Annotated in this window: 18 protein-coding genes; 11 read left to right on the top strand and 7 right to left on the bottom strand. The window is 63.0% G+C overall.

What is annotated here, in order from left to right; translation table 11 throughout:
• Positions 1 to 41: 41 nt before the first annotated feature.
• Genes ACP15O_RS13000 through ACP15O_RS12990 form a run of 3 tightly spaced genes read left to right on the top strand, consistent with a single transcriptional unit; the run spans position 42 to position 4,561 of the window.
• Entirely contained in the window at positions 42 to 2,774 is a 2,733-nt protein-coding gene (locus ACP15O_RS13000) for a CHAT domain-containing protein (protein ID WP_425096532.1), read from the top strand.
• Between the two features lie 39 nt (positions 2,775 to 2,813).
• Positions 2,814 to 4,022, top strand: coding sequence for an RSP_2647 family RNA methyltransferase (locus tag ACP15O_RS12995; RefSeq protein WP_425096531.1), 1,209 nt, complete (start codon positions 2,814 to 2,816; stop codon positions 4,020 to 4,022).
• Positions 4,019 to 4,561, top strand: a complete 543-nt coding sequence (locus ACP15O_RS12990; RefSeq protein WP_425096530.1) for an RSP_2648 family PIN domain-containing protein — start codon at positions 4,019 to 4,021, stop codon at positions 4,559 to 4,561. The genes ACP15O_RS12995 and ACP15O_RS12990 overlap by 4 nt, the downstream gene beginning before the upstream one ends.
• Here ACP15O_RS12990 and ACP15O_RS12985 read toward each other — a convergent pair.
• From ACP15O_RS12985 to ACP15O_RS12965, 5 genes are all read right to left on the bottom strand, one after another.
• A complete protein-coding gene (locus tag ACP15O_RS12985; protein ID WP_425096529.1) occupies positions 4,551 to 5,240 on the bottom strand; it encodes a M48 family metallopeptidase in 690 nt (229 codons plus the stop codon). The two genes, ACP15O_RS12990 and ACP15O_RS12985, sit on opposite strands and share 11 nt — an antisense overlap.
• 119 nt (positions 5,241 to 5,359) lie before the next feature.
• On the bottom strand, positions 5,360 to 6,544 hold the full coding sequence (locus ACP15O_RS12980; protein WP_425096528.1) for a vWA domain-containing protein: 1,185 nt from the start codon (positions 6,542 to 6,544) through the stop codon (positions 5,360 to 5,362).
• A 3-nt stretch (positions 6,545 to 6,547) separates the two neighbouring features.
• On the bottom strand, positions 6,548 to 6,715 hold the full coding sequence (locus tag ACP15O_RS12975) for a hypothetical protein (protein WP_425096527.1): 168 nt from the start codon (positions 6,713 to 6,715) through the stop codon (positions 6,548 to 6,550).
• On the bottom strand, positions 6,712 to 8,091 hold the full coding sequence (locus ACP15O_RS12970; protein ID WP_425096526.1) for a DUF2927 domain-containing protein: 1,380 nt from the start codon (positions 8,089 to 8,091) through the stop codon (positions 6,712 to 6,714). Before ACP15O_RS12970 ends, ACP15O_RS12975 begins: the two co-directional genes overlap by 4 nt.
• 88 nt (positions 8,092 to 8,179) lie before the next feature.
• Positions 8,180 to 9,025: an AAA family ATPase gene (locus ACP15O_RS12965; RefSeq protein WP_425096525.1), complete on the bottom strand. Its 846-nt coding sequence runs from the start codon at positions 9,023 to 9,025 to the stop codon at positions 8,180 to 8,182.
• Between the two features lie 183 nt (positions 9,026 to 9,208).
• Between ACP15O_RS12965 and dksA the strand changes: the two genes are divergently transcribed.
• Both dksA and ACP15O_RS12955 read left to right on the top strand, forming a co-directional pair.
• The gene (gene dksA / locus ACP15O_RS12960; RefSeq protein WP_425096524.1) at positions 9,209 to 9,631 is read left to right on the top strand and encodes an RNA polymerase-binding protein DksA; all 423 of its coding nucleotides are present in this window, start codon (positions 9,209 to 9,211) and stop codon (positions 9,629 to 9,631) included.
• A 130-nt stretch (positions 9,632 to 9,761) separates the two neighbouring features.
• Entirely contained in the window at positions 9,762 to 10,934 is a 1,173-nt protein-coding gene (locus ACP15O_RS12955; protein WP_425096523.1) for an FAD-dependent monooxygenase, read from the top strand.
• Here the strand turns inward: ACP15O_RS12955 and xth are convergent.
• Entirely contained in the window at positions 10,931 to 11,737 is an 807-nt protein-coding gene (gene xth, locus ACP15O_RS12950; protein ID WP_425096522.1) for an exodeoxyribonuclease III, read from the bottom strand. The two genes, ACP15O_RS12955 and xth, sit on opposite strands and share 4 nt — an antisense overlap.
• A gap of 119 nt (positions 11,738 to 11,856) precedes the next feature.
• Positions 11,857 to 12,180 (bottom strand): HesB/IscA family protein, encoded by a 324-nt coding sequence (locus ACP15O_RS12945; protein ID WP_425096521.1) that lies wholly within the window; start codon positions 12,178 to 12,180, stop codon positions 11,857 to 11,859.
• Between the two features lie 83 nt (positions 12,181 to 12,263).
• On the opposite strand from ACP15O_RS12945, the gene ACP15O_RS12940 reads away from it, so the two are divergent.
• The 6 genes from ACP15O_RS12940 to scpB all read left to right on the top strand — a co-directional run bounded on the left by ACP15O_RS12940 (position 12,264) and on the right by scpB (position 18,667).
• On the top strand, positions 12,264 to 13,451 hold the full coding sequence (locus tag ACP15O_RS12940) for a deoxyguanosinetriphosphate triphosphohydrolase (protein WP_425096520.1): 1,188 nt from the start codon (positions 12,264 to 12,266) through the stop codon (positions 13,449 to 13,451).
• An 82-nt stretch (positions 13,452 to 13,533) separates the two neighbouring features.
• Entirely contained in the window at positions 13,534 to 15,279 is a 1,746-nt protein-coding gene (gene argS, locus ACP15O_RS12935; protein ID WP_425096519.1) for an arginine--tRNA ligase, read from the top strand.
• A gap of 81 nt (positions 15,280 to 15,360) precedes the next feature.
• Positions 15,361 to 16,257, top strand: coding sequence for an SPOR domain-containing protein (locus ACP15O_RS12930; RefSeq protein ID WP_425096518.1), 897 nt, complete (start codon positions 15,361 to 15,363; stop codon positions 16,255 to 16,257).
• Entirely contained in the window at positions 16,254 to 17,243 is a 990-nt protein-coding gene (gene nagZ / locus ACP15O_RS12925) for a beta-N-acetylhexosaminidase (protein WP_425096517.1), read from the top strand. The genes ACP15O_RS12930 and nagZ overlap by 4 nt, the downstream gene beginning before the upstream one ends.
• 7 nt (positions 17,244 to 17,250) lie before the next feature.
• Positions 17,251 to 18,036 carry a segregation and condensation protein A gene (locus ACP15O_RS12920; protein WP_425096516.1) on the top strand — a complete coding sequence of 262 codons (786 nt, stop codon included), beginning with the start codon at positions 17,251 to 17,253 and terminating at the stop codon, positions 18,034 to 18,036.
• Complete coding sequence (gene scpB, locus ACP15O_RS12915; protein WP_425096515.1) at positions 18,029 to 18,667, top strand: SMC-Scp complex subunit ScpB; 639 nt, start codon at positions 18,029 to 18,031, stop codon at positions 18,665 to 18,667. Before ACP15O_RS12920 ends, scpB begins: the two co-directional genes overlap by 8 nt.
• Positions 18,668 to 18,727: the final 60 nt, after the last annotated feature.

The raw sequence follows: 18,727 nt of genomic DNA, 5'->3' as shown, positions 1-18,727 counted from the left end.
ATCAGTGGACGAACGCGCAATAAGACGCGTATTTTTCCGGCATGATACGTTTGATTAATGCTCTTTCTCGGGCCCTGTTTCTGGCCCTGTTTCTGGCCTTATTTCTGGCTTTTATCTCGGCCGATTCCGCTGATGCGCAGATGTTCGGCGAACCGCTGGACAGTCAGATTGCCGCACAAGAGGCGCTGATGGACAGCCATTTCCGACAAGGCGATTATGCCGGGGCCGAGGCCGCGCTTCGTCCGCTGATCCAGACGGTCACCGAGGCCGGCGGGCCAGCGCATATCAAGACCCTGCGGCTGCGGCAGGCTCTGGCCAATATCATACATCTGCGCGGGCGCGACGCCGAGGCTCTGCGCGAAATGGAGGCAGCCTATAAGCTGTGGGAACAGAACTATTTCAAATATCACCCCGCGCGGATGGATGCGGCCATGCAATTGGCGATGCACCTGGCCCGGATGGGATCGGCCAACGATGCGCTGCCTCTGGCGTTAGAGGCAACCCGCTTTGCCGAAACCGTGTGGGGGGCTGAAAACAGCCAGACATTGCTGTGGCAATACAACACGGCGGGCATTCTGAAGGGGCTGGGGTTCCAGGCCGAGGCGCTGCGGATTTTTGAACAGGTTCTGCCGCTTATGGATGTCTCTGAGGATGGTCGCGCCGCCAGCTATGCCTGCGCTGTTGCCCGTCAGCGGGCGCATCTGTTGCAGGAATTGGGGCAGACAGAGCAAGCCCGCGATGCCTATGCGGACAGTCTGATCCGCGCGCAGACCTGCCGCCCGCCGAACCATCCTGAAACGGTGCACACTTTGGGGGAATATGCCCTGGTGCTGTACGAGCTGCGCGACATGCAGCAGATGGCGCGGATCATGGAGCAATGGCACACGGGTATTCTGGCCAGGTTCGGCCGGGAATCCTTGCCCTATGCGGAATATCTGGGGCACCGGGCGCTTATGCGGTCTTGGGGGACGCTGGGCACGGCTCAGTTCGATCTGGCCTTGCAGGATATGCGCGAAACCGTTGCTCTGCGTGAACGCCTGCTTTCGGCCACCCATCCGTTCACCGGGCGGGCCTATCTGAATCTGGGCGCGATGGAGTCCGATCTGGGCCATCACCGCGCCGCCTGGGATCTGGCCCTGAAGGCCGAGGCCGCAGGCAATGGCAGCCGCCTGCTGTTGCAGCAGACCTTGTGGCGGGCGAAAGACTCCGGCGCGCTGGACCCGGCCGAGGTGACGCGCCAGGCCTTTCGCATTTTGCAGGTCAATTATAGCAGCGCGGCGCGGGCGGCCTATGCCACTCTTGCGCAGCGGGTGCAGGTGCAGGATACGGCCAAATCGCAGATGATGCGCGATTTCACCGATATGCAGCGCCGCCAGGCCCAGCTGCAAGACGAGATTTCCTACTTCGCCGGCCTGCCCAACGCGCAGCGCCGCCCCGAGCAAGAGCGCCAGATCCGGGCCGAGATCTCTGCGCTGTCTGATCGGATCAACGCGGTCGGCGCCAGCCTGCGTGATCGGGATCTGCCTTTTGATGCGCTTTATGGGGCTGCGCCGCTGTCCCTGGCCGAGGTCCAATCCATGCTGGGCCCCGAGGAGGCGCTGGTCATTCTGGACATCGGCGACCAAGAGCAAGACTGGGATTTCATTTTCGTCGCCACGCGCGATCGGGCCGAATGGCGCGAAATGCCGGTTAGCCTGGACAGTCTGAACATGGCGATCCGCGATCTGCGGGGCTCGATTGATTTGCGGATGGGGGTGCGGGCAGGGATTGCTCTGAAACAGCCCAAACAGGCCAGCCGCGATGCCTTTGATGTCTATGCGGCGCATTGGATTTATACCCAGACGTTCGGGGTGGTGGCCGATCTTCTGGAGGGAAAAACCCACATCTATACCGAGCTGCGCGGGCCTATGTCCTCGGTGCCGCCGCAATTGCTGGTGCGCAATGCGGCCCCGGATCGCAGCCAGGCCGATTGGCTGATCCGCCACCATGCGATGACGGTGATCCCTTCGGTGGATTCGCTGCGGCTGACGGCTCTTGCCCGCCAGACCGAAAGGGCCAGCAAACCGTTCCTTGGTCTGGCCGATCCGATTTTCGGCCAATCGGAATCCAACCCGTCAGAAAATCGGGATCGGGTGGCCGGGCTGGATGTCACCCGTGCGGCGATGCGCGGCGCGCTGGCGCCCTTGCCCGAAACCGCAATCGAGGTGCGCGCCGTGGCGCAGGCCGTCGGGGCCGCGCAGGACAGGGACGTTCTGGCCCAGTCCATGGCCAGCGAGGCGCAGCTGAAAGCCCAGAGCCTGTCGGATTACCGCGTGCTGTATTTCGCCACGCATGGGCTGGTGGCGGGCGATATGGTGACCGCGCAGCAGCAACTGGCGGAACCCGCGCTGGCGCTGACCGCCGGGCAGGGCGAGGACGGGCTGCTGACGGCCTCGGAAATTGCCTCGCTCAGGCTGAATGCCGATTGGGTGGTGCTGTCGGCCTGTAACACCGCCGTCGGGGATGAACCGGGGGCCGAGGCGCTGTCGGGGCTTGCGCAGGCCTTTACCTATGCGGGCGCGCGGGCGTTGATGGTGTCGCACTGGCCGGTCGAGAGCCGCTCGGCCGTGGCGCTGATGACCGATCTGTTCGCCCGCCGCGCCGCCGATCCCGATCTGCGCGCCGCTCAGGCGCAGCGCCAGGCCATTCTGGCGATGATCGACACGCCTCAGCAGCCCGCCTGGTCGCACCCGGCCTATTGGGCACCGTTTATTCTGGTGGGCGATCCGGATTGATCGCTTTTCATGACGGCGCAAGCTGTCTATGAGGGCTGCATGACAGATACAGCCCAGCCCACCAGCCTGCCGACCGTCCGTATGAAGCCCAAATCCAACGCCCGCGCCATCCGGCACGGGTTTCCCTGGGTCTATGACAATGAAATGGTCACCGACCGGCGCACCAAATCCCTGACCCCCGGCACCGTGGCCGTATTGCAGGATGAGAACCGCGCCGATCTGGGGCTGGTGGCGGTCACCCCCGGTAGCCGGATCATGTGCCGGATGCTGGACCGGGACGTGACGGCCCAGATTGATCAGGCCTGGTTCGCTGCCCGGATCGAGAAAGCGCTGCAAATGCGCGCGCGCCTGTACGATGCCCCGTTTTACCGCCTGATCCATGCCGAGGCCGACGGGCTGCCCGGCGTGGTGATTGATCGCTTCGCGGACACCGCCGTGGTGCAGCCCAATGCGGCCTGGGCCGATGCGCGGTTTGATGCGCTGGTGGCGGCGCTGATCCAGGTGACGGGCGTGAAACATGTGCTGAAGAACGCCTCGGGGCGGGCGCGGGCGCTGGAGGGGCTGGACGAGGACAGCGGTATCGCCGCCGGAGCCCTGCCGGACGCGCCCATCCCGGTGCCGATGAACGGAGCGGTCTATATGGCCGATCTGGTTGCGGGGCAGAAAACCGGCCTTTTCTTTGATCAGCGGCCCAACCACGCCTTCGCCGCGCGCCTGTCCAATGGCGCGCGTGTGCTGGACGTGTTCAGCCATGTGGGCGGGTTTTCCCTGGCCGCTCTGGCCGGGGGCGCGCGCAGCGCCCTGGCTGTCGATGGCTCGCAGGCGGCGCTGGATCTGGCAGCCCAGGGGGCCGAGGCCATGGGCGCGGCGGATCGGTTCGAAACCCGCAAGGGCGATGCCTTTGACGTGCTGACAAAACTGGCCGAGGAAGGCGCGCAATTCGACGTGGTGATCTGCGATCCGCCGGCCTTTGCGCCCTCGAAAAAGGCGCTGGAGGCCGGCCTGCGCGCCTATGAACGCGTTGCCCGGCTGGCCGCGCCTCTGGTGGCGCCGGGGGGGTATCTGGGGCTGTGTTCATGTTCGCACGCCGCCGATCTGACGAAATTCCGTGGTGCCTGTGTGCGTGGGATCGGACGGGCAGGGCGCGCGGCTCAGCTGATCCACACGGGCTATGCCGGGCCGGACCATCCCCTGATGCCGCAACTGGCCGAAAGCGGCTATCTGAAGGCGCTGTTCTTCCGCCTATGAAGGTGCTGCTGGATACCTGCGTTCTGTACCCCACCGTGATGCGAGAGGTTCTGCTGGCCGTGGCGCGCACCGGCGCGTTTCAGCCGCTCTGGTCTGCGCGGATCCTTGAGGAATGGGCGCGGGCGGCGCGCAAACTGGGCCCCACGGGCGAGCCGCAGGCCCGCACCGAGATCGCGCTGGTCTCGCGCGATTGGCCACGGGCCGAGGTCAGCTGGCCGCCCTCGCTGGAAAACCGCCTTTATCTGCCCGATCCGGCCGATGTGCATGTGCTGGCGGCGGCGATTGCGGGCTCGGCCGATGTGCTGCTGACGATGAACGCCAAGGATTTCCCCAAACACACCCTGGCCGAGGAAGGCCTGTCGCGCCAAACCCCCGATGAGCTGCTGTATCATTGCTGGCTGGCGGCCCCTTCGGCCGTGGCTGCTGCCGTTGAACAGGTGCGCCAACAGGCTGATCTTTTGTCCGGCGAGACCTGGGACACGCGCAAGCTGCTGAAAAAGGCCCGGCTGCCGCGCCTGGGTAAGGCGCTTAGCCGCTGATACCCCATTTCCGCTCGTTCTGTTGGATCCGCGCGATGCGATCGCGGCTTTTGGGGTGGCTCATCAGCCAGGCGACGCCCGCAGCCCCATGCGCGCCGGTCATCTGATCCAGCTTGGCAAACAGATCCTTTTGAGGGCCGGTGCCATACCCGGCCTTGACCATCAGCGCGCTGGCGTATTCGTCGGCCTCGTATTCATCCGCGCGCGATAAATGCGCGGCCAGAACGCGGGTCATCAGCCCGGCGATCAGACCGCCGATTCCGGGCAAGAACCGTGACAGCATCGCACCCAAGGCCGTCCGCAACGCGTTTTGCCCCGAAAAATCAATCATCCGCCGACGGGTATGCCCCAGCGCAACATGGCCCAGTTCATGCGCGATCACACTGGCGATTTCCTCGGGCAGGATGTCGCCGCGCTGATAGCGCTCGATCATGCCGCGCGTCACAAAAACCCGTCCATCGGGGGCAGCCAGCGCGTTGACGGGATCGACCTCAAAAATATCGACACGCACCCTGGGGATTTCCAGCGCGGCGGCCAGGCGGTCCGTCACCCTGGCCAGTTCGGGATCGTCCAGGACCGTGGATTTCGAATCCAGCTCTTTGCGGGTGCGCCAGGCAGACACGCGGTACATCGCAACGCCATATAGCAGCGCCAGCAAAAGGGGCATGAGTTTCAGCATAGCGCTAATATGGCCATCCCCGGCGCAAAGGAAAGAGCCCGCGCGGCAATTTCGATTCACATTGGGCGAGAAACCCTAATTTGGTGTAAATGGCACTGCGATTAGAAAAGGCGGCTTGCTTAGCGCGTTAGCTCTTTCATGCCTTTTTCCAATCCTTCCAATGTCATAGAGACCATTCTTCCTTCAAAAATCTCGTCGATCATCTTGATGGATTGGGTGTAGCTCCAATAGCGTTCGGGCACCGGGTTGATCCACAGATTCGCGGGCCATTGCTCGCGCGCGCGTTCCAGCCAGACCTGGCCGGCCTCGGGGTTCCAATGTTCATTCGCGCCGCCCGGATAGTGGATTTCATAGGGCGACATCGAGGCGTCCCCGATGAAAATACATTTATAATCAGAGCCATAGGTGCGCAGAACTTCCCAGGTGGGGGTCTGCTGATCCCAGCGACGCTTGTTGTCTTTCCACACGCCTTCGTACAGGCAATTGTGGAAATAGTAGTGTTCCAGATGTTTGAATTCGGATTTGGCGGCAGAAAACAGCTCTTCCATCACCTTGATATGCGGATCCATCGAGCCGCCGACGTCCAGAAACAGGATCACCTTGACGGCGTTGCGCCGCTCGGGTCGGGTCTGCACGTCCAGATAGCCGTGCTCGGCGGTGGCGCGGATCGTACCGTCCAGGTCCAGCTCTTCGTGGGCGCCATCGCGCGCCCAGCTGCGCAGACGTTTCAGAGCCACCTTGATATTGCGCGTTCCCAGTTCAACTTTGTCGTCTAAGTTCTTGAATTCACGCTTATCCCAAACTTTGACCGCGCGCTGATGGCGGCTTTCTTTCTGGCCGATGCGCACCCCTTCGGGATTGTAGCCATAGGCCCCAAAAGGCGAGGTGCCCGCCGTGCCGACCCATTTATTCCCGCCCTGATGACGTCCTTTTTGCTCTTCCAGGCGTTTTTTCAGCGTTTCCATAAGCTTATCGAAGCCTCCTAAAGCTTCGATCTCGGCTTTTTCCTCATCGCTGAGATATTTTTCGGCCATTTTTTCAAGCCAGTCCGCAGGCAGGTCGATTGCCTCCAGCACGTCACCCAGCTGGATCTGCTCCAGCCCCTTGAAGGTCTGGGCAAAGGCGCGGTCGAACTTGTCGATGTTGCGCTCGTCCTTCACCATCGAGATCCGGGCCAGATAATAGAACCCTTCGACATCGTAGGTGACCAGCCCGGCTTTCATCGCTTCCAGAAAGCTCAGATACTCGCGCAGGGACACTGGCACGCCGGTTTTTCTGAGGTTTTCAAAGAAGGGCAGGAACATGGATCAAAGCGCCGCGCGGTGGATGATAATGGTGACAAACAGGCCGATAATCAGAAACAACAACATGTAAACCACCGCATGTTGCGCGATGTCCTTGCCGTTTCCGCCGCGTTTCTTTGCGCGGTAAATACCGAAGATCAAACCCAAAATTGCGCCTGCGATGACGATCATGATTGCCCGTTTCCTCTGTTCAGCGGGGACAGGGAGGTGATTTCGTGCAGTTTTGCCCGCACCGCCCGGTCCGCGCCAAATCCGTATCGCGCCCAGCCCAGACTGTCCAGCCTGACGGCCTGAGCCTCACGCGGGCGGCCCTGTAGCTCCAGCGCCTCGGCGCGCAGCAATTGCAGCGTGGACAGCAGCGCCGCGTTCTCGTGCCGGGCGGCGACGGACAGATAGGGGCCGGTCAGCAGCAGAGCCTCGGCGCCGTTGCCTTCGGTGATGGCAAAGGCGGCCAGCTGCGCGGCCACATGGGCGGCGTGCAGTTGCGTGACCGGATCACGGGTGTAATAGGCCTGCGCGGCGCGGAAATGCGACAGGGCGACCTGGGCGTTGATGCTTTGGGTCAGCCGCCCCAGCGCATAATGCGAGAACCCCATGCGATGATCGGTCCAGCCCGCATTCTGCGCGATGGCCAGGGCCCTGCGCGCGGCCTGCTGGCGCGCGACGGGGCGGGTGCCGGGGCCCAGGGCGGTCTGAATTGCCTCGATCCAGGCGCGCGGCGTCTGCGACAGCCCGCGCGAGGTGCGCGATTGCCCGGCCGGGTTCAGCCGCACCAGAATCGAGGGCAGGCGGCGGGCCACCTCGGCGCGGGACATGCCGTTGCGCAGCTCGGGCGCGTAATAGGCGCGCAGGATCAGCATGTCATAGCGCGTCAGAACCGTGTGCACATTATCGTCATTGAACACCGAATCGGGCAGGCGATACAGGTCATTGAGCGGCCCCAGCGCCTGGGCCAGTTCCTCGTGCAGGCAATCGCGCGTTTCCTGCGGCGGGGAATCGACCGGCACGAAAATCGCCATTTTGCTGCGGGCATTCAGTTGCACCCAATCGGTTTTGACGGCGCGGGCGGCGCGGGCATATTCGGACAAAGAAGACACATTGGGCACCACGAAACAGGCCGCCTGGGGCAGGTGCCGCTGAATATCGGCGCGTTTGACCGCCGCAATGGTGATCGAGGCGCTGGCGCTGTTGGTCAGGGTAATGTCGATCCCGGCCTCATGGCGCAGCCGCGCCAGCAAGCGGTTCAGATCGTTACGCATATGGGCCGGAGCGCGGCCGGTAACGCGCAGGGTGATCGGGCCTTCGAACCGGGTAAAGACGGGCAGTTCGCGCCCCGATTCCAGCTGAAAGGCCAGGTCCAGAAAATCGCGCGCGATGTCACGGTTCGAGGCGCGCACGGATTCCAGCGGCTGGCTGGAGAAGGTTTTCATCGGGGGCAGCCCGCCGATGGGGCTGGCGGCGGCGCGGCTGGCGGGGCCGCCTGTGCCGGCGGGCATACACCCAGCCAGCGTACATATCGCCGCAAAACTAAAGAGCAGTTTTCTCATGCGCCTATCCTGCCCGTGTCGGCGCGCCGGAACAATGGGGTTTTGTTCCGGCATACGCGTTTGCGGCGAAAAGCTTGCCGGCAAAAGCTTACCGGCGCTGCTGATTGCGCGCCATAAAGGCCAGACGTTCGAACAGGTGCACATCCTGTTCGTTTTTCAGCAGCGCGCCGTGCAGTTTGGGCAGGGCATTGGCGCCGTCGCGTTTCAGATCCTCGGGGGTCATGTCCTCGGCCAGCAGCAGTTTCAGCCAGTCCAGAACTTCAGAGGTCGAGGGTTTCTTCTTCAGCCCCGAGGTCTCGCGGATTTCGTAGAATTGCGTCAGCGCGGTGGTCAGCAGTTTCTGCTTGATGTCGGGGTGGTGGACCTCGACGATCTGTTTCATCACTTCGGGTTCGGGGAAGCGGATGTAGTGAAAGAAACAGCGCCGCAGGAAAGCGTCGGGCAGTTCCTTTTCATTGTTCGAGGTGATGATCACGATCGGGCGCTGCGCTGCGCGGATGGTCTCGCCTGTTTCATAGACGTGGAACTCCATCTTATCGAGTTCCTGAAGCAGATCGTTCGGAAATTCGATATCGGCCTTATCGACCTCGTCAATCAGCAGCACGACTTTCTTGCCGGCCTCAAAGGCCTGCCACAGCTTACCCTTCTTGATGTAGTTTTTCACGTCATGGACGCGCTCTTCGCCCAGTTGGCTGTCGCGCAGGCGGCTGACCGCATCGTATTCATACAGGCCCTGCTGCGCCTTGGTGGTGGACTTGATGTTCCACTCGATGATTTCCAGACCCAGCGCGCTGGCCACCTGTTTGGCCAGTTCGGTCTTGCCCGTGCCAGGCTCGCCCTTGACCAGCAGCGGCCGTTCCAGCGTGACCGCGGCATTGACCGCCACCTTCAGATCGTCGGTGGCCACATACGCGTCTGTACCCTGAAATTTCATGATTTAATCACCCTTCTGCCCTGTTCGAGGCGCACAGTAGCGTGAACAGATGTGAGCCGCAATGTGTGGCGTTTAAGGGTAGTGACAAGCAACATGTCTTGCGTTAAATCCGGCGTCGGGAGGGTACCATATATGTCAGAAGAGAATGCCTTGACTGAGATGGACCTTGATGAGGGAAGTGAAATGAAGGCGGAAACAATTCTTGCCGATGATTACCGTCCGGCAGAAGACGAACCGTTCATGAATGAACGCCAGCTGGAATATTTCCGGCGCAAGCTCCATGCTTGGAAAAACGAACTTTTGGCCGATAGCCGCGACACGATTGAAGGCTTGCAGGACAGCACGCGCAACATCCCCGACATTGCCGACCGCGCAAGCGAGGAAACCGACCGCGCGCTGGAATTGCGCACCCGTGATCGTCAGCGCAAGCTGGTCTCGAAGATCGACGCGGCCCTGCGCCGGATCGACGAGGGCGAGTATGGCTATTGCGAGGTCACCGGCGAGCCGATCAGCCTCAAGCGGCTGGATGCGCGCCCGATCGCGACCATGAGCCTTGAGGCCCAGGAACGCCACGAGCGGCGCGAAAAGGTCCATCGCGACGATTGATCCCGGCGGATCCGGGGTCTGGGATTCGGGGTCTGGGATCCGGGTCTGGCCAAGCTAGGTCCGGACAAGTTAAAGGATTCAAAAGCGCCGGGGGCTGGCCTTCGGCGCTTTTGTGTTTCAAGGGACAGATATGCACCTATTGGGAATGAAGATTGCCGTGATCGGCGGCGGCATCGGCGGATTGGCCGCCGCGCGTGCGCTGGCGATGCGGGGGGCCTCGGTCACGGTGCTGGAGCAGGCCTGCGAGATCACCGAGGTGGGCGCCGGTTTGCAGATCAGCCCCAATGGCTATGCGGTGCTGGACGCGCTGGGACTGGGGGCCGATCTGGCCGCCCCCGCGGTGCAGGCCCAGGCCGTCAGCCTGCGCGATTATCGCAAGGGGCAGATCGTCCGGCTGGATCTGACCCGGTTGCAGAATCGAAACTACTTTTTCGTGCACCGGGCCGATCTGATTGATCTGCTGGCCAGGGGCGCACGCGAGGCCGGGGTGAAAATCCGCCTGCTTCAGCAGGTGTCCGCGGTCATTCCCGGCGCGCCTCCGGTGATCAAGCTGGCCAACGGATCCGAGCTGACGCCCGATCTGGTGATCGGTGCGGACGGGCTGCATTCGAAAACCCGGCTGGCGCTGAACGGGCAGGACAAACCGTTCTTTACCCGGCAGGTTGCCTGGCGCGCGGTGATCCCCAATACGCTGGATCTGCCGCCTGTGGCGCGGGTGCATATGGGGCCGGGGCGGCATGTGGTCAGCTATCCTCTGCGCGGCGGGACCGAGGTGAATCTCGTCGCGGTGCAGGAGCGCACCGATTGGGTCGAGGAAGGCTGGAACCACGCCGACACCCCGGACAATCTGCGCGCCGCCTTCGCCGATTTCGGCCCCGAGGTACAGGACATGCTGGCGCAGGTGCAGCAGGTGCGTCTGTGGGGGCTGTTCCGTCACCCGGTGGCCAGGGTCTGGCACGGGCAAAACACAGCCATTCTGGGCGATGCGGCCCATCCGACCCTGCCGTTTCTGGCGCAGGGGGCCTCGATGGCGCTGGAGGATGCCTGGGCGCTGGCCGAGGAGCTGTCAGCCTCTGATAGCCCGGCCGCCGCGCTGGCCGCCTATCAGTTGCGGCGTCATGCGCGGGCCACCCGTGTGATCAACGCGGCCTCGGGCAATGCCTGGAAATACCATCTGGGATTTGGCCCGCTGCGCTTTGCCGCGCATACGGCGCTGCGGCTGGGGGGCGTGTTCGCGCCGGGGCGGATGATGCACCAGTTCGACTGGCTATACCTGCACGATGAGACGCGCCGCAGCGCTTAGGCGTCCAGCTCGACCCAGACGGGCACGTGATCCGAGGGTTTTTCGCGACCGCGGATGGCCCGGTCGATCTTACAGTCCAGCAGCAGGTCCGCGCATTGCGGGGTCAGCAGGAAATGATCAATGCGAATGCCGTTATCCTTGTTCCAGGCGCCGGCCTGATAATCCCAGAACGAGTAGTGACCCGGCCCCTGGGTGCGGGCGCGGAAGGCCTCGGTAAAGCCAAGGTTCACGATCCGGCGAAAGGCGGCGCGGCTTTCGGGGCGAAACAGCGCGTCTTCGCGCCAGGCCTCGGGGGTTTTGGCGTCTTCGGCCTGGGGGATGATGTTGTAATCCCCGGCCATGAGCGCGGGCATTTCATCGGCCAGCAGGGCCTGGGCGCGGGCCTTCAGGCGCTCCATCCAGGCCAGTTTATAGGCGTATTTGCCACCGGGCACGGGGGTGCCGTCGGCGCTCAGCTCGACCGGGTTTCCATTGGGCAGATAGAGCCCGCAGATGCGGATCGCGGTTTTGCCGACTACCGTGGCCTCGATCCAGCGGGCCTGTTCGTCGCTGTCATCGCCGGGCAGGCCGCGGGTGACATCTTCGAGCGGGAGTTTGGACAGGATCGCCACGCCGTTGAAGCTTTTCTGGCCATGGGTTTCGACATTGTAGCCCATGTCCTCGAACAGTTCGCGGGGGAAGTTTTCATCGACCGATTTGATTTCCTGAAGCAGGGCGACGTCGGGCTGGGTTTCCTCCAGCCAATCGCTGAGCGCCTTCACGCGGGCCTTGATGCCGTTGATGTTGAAGGTGGCGATTTTCATGGGGCTCTCCGTTCTGTTTGGGGATGTATGGCCCGTTCACAAGGGAGCGCGCAAGAGCAGAGTGGCGCGCCTGGGGCGCGCGGGGGATTTGAGTATTTGCAAGAGCAAAGAAAGGGGGGTCAGATCGAGAAAGAGGTGCCGCAGCCGCAGGAGGCGGTGGCGTTGGGGTTGTCGATGACGAACCGCGCGCCGATCAGTTCTTCGGTGAAGTCGATCGTGGCGCCGGCCAGGAAGGGTAGGGAGGTGCTGTCGATCAGGACTTTTTCGCCGCTGCCTTCGAGGATCAGGTCGTCCTGGGCGGGGGTGTCGAGCTTGATGTCATATTGGAAGCCGGAGCAGCCGCCGCCCTCGACGGCGACTCGGAGGGCCTGACCCTGGGTGCCCGCACCGATTTCAGAGAGGCGGGCGAAGGCGCGATCGGTCACTTTTGGGGGCAATTGCATGGGTTTGGGGCTCCTACGCGGTTCCTTTGGTCTGTGCAATACAATATATGTGGGGCCAAGACAGGCGACAAGGACCAGTTCATATGGCAGCGTGTTTCGCATCTGACCCGGCTGAGAGCCGGGGGCGGCTTTATCCCGAAGAGGAGAGCGCGTTTCGGTCGTGTTTTCAGCGTGATAGGGACCGGATCATTCACGCCAGCGCGTTTCGGCGGCTGAAGCATAAGACTCAGGTCTTTATTGAGCATGAGGGCGATTATTTCCGCACCCGGCTGACCCATTCGATCGAGGTGGCGCAGGTGGCGCGGACGATTGCGGGCACTTTGGGGCTGAACCAGGAACTGACCGAGGCCGTGGCGCTGGCGCATGATCTGGGGCACACGCCTTTTGGGCATACGGGAGAGGATGCGCTGGCCGCGCTGATGGCCCCTTATGGCGGGTTTGATCATAACGCGCAGGCGATCCGGATCGTCACCGGGTTGGAGCGGCATTACGCGGAATGGGATGGGCTGAACCTGACCTGGGAGACCTTGGAAGGGATCGCCAAGCATAACGGGCCGGTGACGGGGGATATTCCCTGGGCTCTGGCCGCTTATGACGCGCGCCACGATCTGGAGCTGCACACCCATGCCAGCGCCGAGGCGCAGGTGGCGGCTTTGTCCGATGACATTGCCTATAACAATCACGATCTGCATGACGGGCTGCGCGCCGAGCTGTTTTCCACCGATGAGCTGGCCGAGATGCCCATTCTGGACGGGTGTTTTGCCCAGGTGGATGCGCTGTTTCCGGGGCTGAATTACTATCGCCGTCGGCACGAGGCGTTGCGCCGGTTCTTTGGGGTTCTGGTCGAGGATGTGATTGCGGTGACGCAGCAGAACCTGGCCGATCTGGGGCCGCACTCCGTTGCCGATGTGCGGGCGGCGGGGCGGATGATGGTGCAATTCTCACAGCCTTTGTGGGAGGATCTGAAGGTCATCCGCGAGTTTCTGTTCCACCGCATGTATCGCGCGCCCGAGGTGGTCGAGGTGCGATCCTACGTGACCGAGGTGGTGCGCGAGCTGTTCGCCATCTATATGCAGCAGCCCGATATTCTGCCCCGTCAGTGGCGCAAGGATGTGCAGCAGGCGCAGGCGGATACCGATCTGGCGCGGATCGTGTCGGATTATATCGCGGGGATGACCGACAGGTTTGCGCTGCAGGAACACGAGCGGCTGACCGGGCGGCAGGCCATTCCGGCCGGGCGGCGCGCCACGCCCGAACAGCGCGGCGGTTAGCGCTGTTTGGGGCGTTGACCTTTGGCCTTTGCGTGGTAAACCCCGGCCTAGCTGACCGGCCAAGCCGAAAGGAATATGCCCCATGAACCTGTTCACCGAAATCCGCGCGCTGGTGCTGGACGCTCTGGCCCAGATGGTCCAGGCCGGAGAGCTGCCCGAAGGTCTGGACACCAAAAACGTGACGGTCGAGCCTCCGCGCGATGCGGCCCATGGGGATATGGCCACCAATGCGGCGATGGTGCTGGCCAAACCGGCCAAGATGAAACCGCGCGATATTGCCGACAAACTGGCCGAGCGCCTGCGGGCCGACCCGCGCATTTCCAGCGCCGAGGTGGCCGGGCCGGGGTTCTTGAACATGCGTCTGGACGGGGCGCTGTGGCAGGGCATCATCCAGACTGCGCTGACTGCGGGCACGGCTTATGGGCGCTCGGATTTGGGGCAGGGCAAGAAGGTGAATGTAGAGTATGTCTCGGCCAACCCGACGGGGCCGATGCATGTGGGTCACACGCGCGGCGCGGTGTTCGGCGATGCGCTGGCCAGCCTGCTGGATTACGCCGGCTATGACGTAACCCGCGAATATTACATCAATGACGGCGGTGCGCAGGTGAATGTGCTGGCGCGCTCGGCCTATGAACGCTACCGCGAGGCCAACGGGCTGGAGCCTGAGATTGCCGAGGGGCTCTATCCTGGCGATTACCTGATCCCGGTCGGCGAGGCGCTGAAGGAAAAATACGGCGACAGCCTGCTGAACCAGCCCGAGGATGTCTGGCTGGCGGACATCCGCGAATTCGCGACCGAAGCGATGATGGAAATGATCCGGGGCGATCTAGCCGCGCTGGGTGTGAAAATGGACACCTATTACAGCGAAAAATCGCTCTATGGCACCGGCCAGATCGAGGCCGCGCTGGAACGGCTGAAGGGGCTTGGCCTGATCTACCGGGGCACGTTGGAGCCGCCCAAGGGCAAACTGCCCGAAGACTGGGAAGCGCGCGAGCAGACCCTGTTCAAATCCACGCAATACGGCGATGACGTGGACCGCCCGGTGATGAAATCGGACGGCTCGTGGACCTATTTCGCCCCCGACATTGCCTATCACTATACCAAGGTCGAGCGCGGCTTTGACCTGCTGATCGACGTGTTCGGCGCCGATCATGGCGGCTATGTCAAACGGATGAAGGCGGCTGTGGCGGCCCTGTCGGAAAACCGGGTGCCGCTGGACATCAAGCTGATCCAGCTGGTGAAACTGTTCAAAAATGGCGAACCGTTCAAGATGTCCAAACGGGCGGGCACTTTCGTGACGCTGCGCGATGTGGTGGAACAGGTGGGCGCCGATGTCACCCGCTTCCACATGCTGACCCGCAAGAACGATGCACCGCTGGATTTCGATTTCGACAAGGTGCTGGAGCAATCCAAGGACAACCCGGTTTTCTATGTGCAATATGCGCACGCGCGGGTGTGCTCGGTGCTGCGTAAGGCGGCCGAGGCAGGCATTGACCATGACGACGCCACCCTGGCCGCCGCCGATCTGTCCGGCCTGACCCATGAGGCGGAGCTGACCGTCGCCAAGAAGCTGGCCGAATGGCCGCGCCTGGTGGAAATCGCCGGCCGCACGAATGAGCCGCACCGCGTGGCGTTTTACCTCTATGAGCTGGCCTCGGATTTCCATTCGCTGTGGAACCGCGGCAATGACGACATGTCCCTGCGGTTCCTGCAAGAGGGCGACGCCGCCACCAGCCAGGCGAAAATCGCGCTGGCGCGGGCCGTTGCCATTGTTATTTCCGCAGGTCTTGGTATTCTGGGCGTAACTCCGGCGGAAGAGATGCGCTAAACGCACAGATCCGCCGGTGTCGCAGAGCAGACGACCATAGCAGACTGACGGGCGCGCGCGTCCCGAAGAACAGAGGCGAACATGGCGGAGATACAGGCAAACGGGGGCATCGGTGCCCCTGAGACTTCCATTGCATTCGGCACCCTGGCGAATTGGACAGGTGCGGCGGTTTCGCTGGCGCTGGTCGTTGGCGTCGGGGTTTGGGGCTATCAGCTGGCGACGCGGGACATAAGCGGCATTCCCGTTGTGCGCGCCGCCGAAGGCCCAATGCGGATCCAACCCGAAGAACCGGGCGGGGCCGCCGCTGTCAATCAGGGGCTGGCCGTGAATATGGTGGCCGCCCAAGGCAGCGCCGAGCCCCCCGCCGAGCGCTTGATCCTGGCGCCCAAACCCGTGGATCTGACGGCCGAGGACGTCGCGCAGGGCGCATTGGGCACCGCCATGCCCGCGGCCACCACGCAGCCCGCTCAGCCCGGCAACATGTCGGTCGAGGATCTGGTTGCCAGCCTGACCAAAGACGCCGCGCCTCTGGAGCAGATCGAGCCTGTCGCGCTCAAAGCGCCCGATGCCGCACCCGATGCCGCGCCCCCCGCGACGTCCGAGGTCATTGGCGGTCTGGGGCGGTCTTTGCGTCCGCATTCCCGGCCTAAGGGGCTGAACACGGTGGCGGCTCCGGCTGCGATTTCGACGGCTGGGTCGCTGGATGTCGCCGCCGCCAGCATTCCCGCAGGCACCCGTCTGGCGCAGCTGGGCGCCTATGAAAACGCCGCCATCGCCCGCAAGGAATGGGACCGTCTGTTCGCGCGTTTCGGGGACTATATGGAAGACAAAAAGCGCGTGATCCAAAAGGCCGAAAGCGGCGGGCGTACCTTCTATCGCCTGCGCGCGCATGGCTTTGGCGACATCAACGATGCGCGGCGGTTCTGCTCGGCTCTGGTGGCCGAAAAAGCCGAGTGTATCCCGGTGACAACCCGGTGAGCGGCGCAACCATACTGGACCCGCTGGGTCTGCGCCTGAGCGCCGAGGAAAAGGCGTTTTTCCGCGATACGGACCCGTTTGGTTTCATCCTGTTTGCGCGCAATCTGGACAGTCCCGATCAGATCCGCGCCCTATGCGGCGATCTGCGCGAGGCCGTGGGCCGCGCCGCTCCGATCACCATCGACCAAGAGGGCGGACGGGTGCAGCGCCTGCGCGCTCCGGACTGGACCGAATGGTTGCCTCCGCTTGAGCACGCCACCCGCGCCGGGGGCAATGCGGCGCAGGCGATGTACCTGCGCTACCGGATTATTGCGCATGAATTACAACAGCTTGGCATAGACAGCAATTGCGCGCCGTTGGTGGATGTGGCGCAGGACAGCACGCATCCTTTTCTGAAAAACCGCTGCTATGGGACCGACGCCCAAAGCGTGGCAGACCTGGGCCGTGCGGTGGCGGATGGTCTGCTGGATGGCGGCGTTCTGCCGGTTCTGAAACATATCCCCGGCCATGGGCGCGCGGTGGCCGACAGCCATCTGGAGCTGCCGCATGTGGATGCCGATCCCGCCGAACTGAGCCGTATTGATTTCGCCCCCTTCAAGGCGCTGAACGATCTGCCAATGGGGATGACGGCGCATCTGGTCTATACACAGATCGACCCGCAACCGGCGACGATTTCAGCCAAAATGATGGGGCTGATCCGCGACCAGATCGGCTTTGACGGGCTGATCATGACGGATGACATCTCGATGAAGGCGCTGAGTGGCGATCTGGGCTCGCTTAGCGCGGCCGCGCGCGCGGCGGGTTGCGATGTGGTGCTGCATTGCAACGGGTCGCTGGACGAAAAGCGTCAGGTGGCCGAGGCCGCAGGCCCCCTGGATGCCGCAGGCCAGCGCCGCGCCGCCGCCGCCATTGCCACGCGAAAAACGCCCGCCGAGGTTGACATTCCAGCCCTGCGAGCCAAGCTGGACGCCTTATTGAACGGATAGGGCGCGCATGTCCCAGGAATTTGCAGATCAGACCGTCGCCGAACGGCTGGCCGCCGAGGCCCTGATCATTGATGTCGATGGCTATGAGGGCCCGCTGGATCTGCTGCTGACGCTTAGCCGCACGCAGAAGGTGGATTTGCGCAAAATCTCGATCCTGCATCTGGCGCAGCAATATCTGGATTTCGTTGAGCGCGCCAAACAGCTGCGGATCGAACTGGCTGCCGATTATCTGGTGATGGCGGCCTGGCTGGCGTTCCTGAAATCCCGCCTGCTGCTGCCGCCCGACCCAACCGAAGAGGGCCCCTCGGGCGAAGAACTGGCCGCGCATCTGGCCTTTCAGCTGGAGCGGCTTCAGGCAATGCGCGAGGCCGCCGCGCGGCTGATGGCGCGCGATCAGAAGGGCCGGGATTTCTTTGTGCGCGGCATCCCCGAGAACATCTCTCGTGTGAAGCGCGTCACTTATACCGCGACGCTGCTGGATCTGATGCAGGGCTATGCGCGGATCAGGACGCGCGATGAATTCCGCCCCTTCGTGATGGACCGCGAGTCGGTCTTCACCATGGAGCAGGCGCTGGACAGGCTGCGCGGGATGATCGGCTTTGCCGGTAGCTGGACCGATCTGAGCAGCTATCTGCCCCCCGGATGGGAGGATGACCCGGTGAAGCGGCGCTCGGCCACGGCAGCGACTTTTGCCGCCTCGCTGGAACTGGTCAAGGAAGGCAAGGCCGAGATTCGCCAGACGGAAACCTTTGCGCCCATTCATCTTCGCAGACGGGAGGGCCGTGATGGCTGAGGACATCGGAACCGAAGAAAGCCTGTTCGAAGCCCCTCCGATGGCCGAACAGGAACGCATGGTCGAAGCGATCCTGTTTGCCTCGGCTCAGCCGGTCAGCGTGCGTGAACTGGAATCGCGGATGCCGCATGGCTGCGATGCCGCCCAGGCGCTGGACCATCTGCGCCGCCGCTACGAGGGCAGGGGCGTGAATGTGATCAAAGTGGCCGAGGCCTGGGCTATCCGCACCGCGCCCGATCTGGGTTTCCTGATGCAGAAGGAAACGGTTGAGACCCGCAAGCTTAGCCGCGCCGCAATCGAAACCCTGGCGATCATCGCCTATCACCAGCCCGTCACACGCGCTGAGATCGAGGAAATCCGCGGCGTGTCCGTGTCACGCGGGACGATTGATCAGTTGCTGGAAATGGAGTGGATTCGCTTCGGCCGCCGCCGCATGACGCCGGGCCGTCCGGTGACTTTCGTTGTGACGCAAGAGTTTCTGGATCATTTTGGCCTGGAGAACGCCCGCGATCTGCCGGGCCTGAAAGAGCTGCGCTCGGCCGGGTTGCTGGACAGCCGTCCGCCCCCCGAAATCCCAGACCCCGAGGACACAGATGACGACGATCAGACCGAACTGTTCGACGACAATTAACGCGGCCGCCCTGAAAACGGCACAATCGCGCATTATATCAGCCTCAGGCAACCCGGAGGC

The sequence above is a fragment of the Youngimonas ophiurae (nom. illeg.) genome (assembly GCF_049803795.1).
GTDB lineage: Bacteria > Pseudomonadota > Alphaproteobacteria > Rhodobacterales > Rhodobacteraceae > Thalassobius.
This window is presented reverse-complemented; position numbering and strand designations above follow the sequence as displayed.

What these genes read in the sequence shown, in the direction of transcription:
- ACP15O_RS12975 (WP_425096527.1), bottom strand. Translation starts at nt 6,715, where the DNA reads ATGATCGTCATCGCAGGCGCAATTTTGGGTTTGATCTTCGGTATTTAC.
- ACP15O_RS12980 (WP_425096528.1), bottom strand. Translation starts at nt 6,544, where the DNA reads ATGTTCCTGCCCTTCTTTGAAAACCTCAGAAAAACCGGCGTGCCAGTG.
- ACP15O_RS12920 (WP_425096516.1), top strand. Translation starts at nt 17,251, where the DNA reads ATGTCCCAGGAATTTGCAGATCAGACCGTCGCCGAACGGCTGGCCGCC.
- argS (WP_425096519.1), top strand. Translation starts at nt 13,534, where the DNA reads ATGAACCTGTTCACCGAAATCCGCGCGCTGGTGCTGGACGCTCTGGCC.
- xth (WP_425096522.1), bottom strand. Translation starts at nt 11,737, where the DNA reads ATGAAAATCGCCACCTTCAACATCAACGGCATCAAGGCCCGCGTGAAG.
- ACP15O_RS12955 (WP_425096523.1), top strand. Translation starts at nt 9,762, where the DNA reads ATGCACCTATTGGGAATGAAGATTGCCGTGATCGGCGGCGGCATCGGC.
- dksA (WP_425096524.1), top strand. Translation starts at nt 9,209, where the DNA reads ATGAAGGCGGAAACAATTCTTGCCGATGATTACCGTCCGGCAGAAGAC.
- ACP15O_RS12985 (WP_425096529.1), bottom strand. Translation starts at nt 5,240, where the DNA reads ATGCTGAAACTCATGCCCCTTTTGCTGGCGCTGCTATATGGCGTTGCG.
- ACP15O_RS12995 (WP_425096531.1), top strand. Translation starts at nt 2,814, where the DNA reads ATGACAGATACAGCCCAGCCCACCAGCCTGCCGACCGTCCGTATGAAG.
- ACP15O_RS13000 (WP_425096532.1), top strand. Translation starts at nt 42, where the DNA reads ATGATACGTTTGATTAATGCTCTTTCTCGGGCCCTGTTTCTGGCCCTG.
- ACP15O_RS12965 (WP_425096525.1), bottom strand. Translation starts at nt 9,025, where the DNA reads ATGAAATTTCAGGGTACAGACGCGTATGTGGCCACCGACGATCTGAAG.
- ACP15O_RS12945 (WP_425096521.1), bottom strand. Translation starts at nt 12,180, where the DNA reads ATGCAATTGCCCCCAAAAGTGACCGATCGCGCCTTCGCCCGCCTCTCT.
- ACP15O_RS12940 (WP_425096520.1), top strand. Translation starts at nt 12,264, where the DNA reads ATGGCAGCGTGTTTCGCATCTGACCCGGCTGAGAGCCGGGGGCGGCTT.
- ACP15O_RS12930 (WP_425096518.1), top strand. Translation starts at nt 15,361, where the DNA reads ATGGCGGAGATACAGGCAAACGGGGGCATCGGTGCCCCTGAGACTTCC.
- ACP15O_RS12970 (WP_425096526.1), bottom strand. Translation starts at nt 8,091, where the DNA reads ATGAGAAAACTGCTCTTTAGTTTTGCGGCGATATGTACGCTGGCTGGG.
- scpB (WP_425096515.1), top strand. Translation starts at nt 18,029, where the DNA reads ATGGCTGAGGACATCGGAACCGAAGAAAGCCTGTTCGAAGCCCCTCCG.
- ACP15O_RS12990 (WP_425096530.1), top strand. Translation starts at nt 4,019, where the DNA reads ATGAAGGTGCTGCTGGATACCTGCGTTCTGTACCCCACCGTGATGCGA.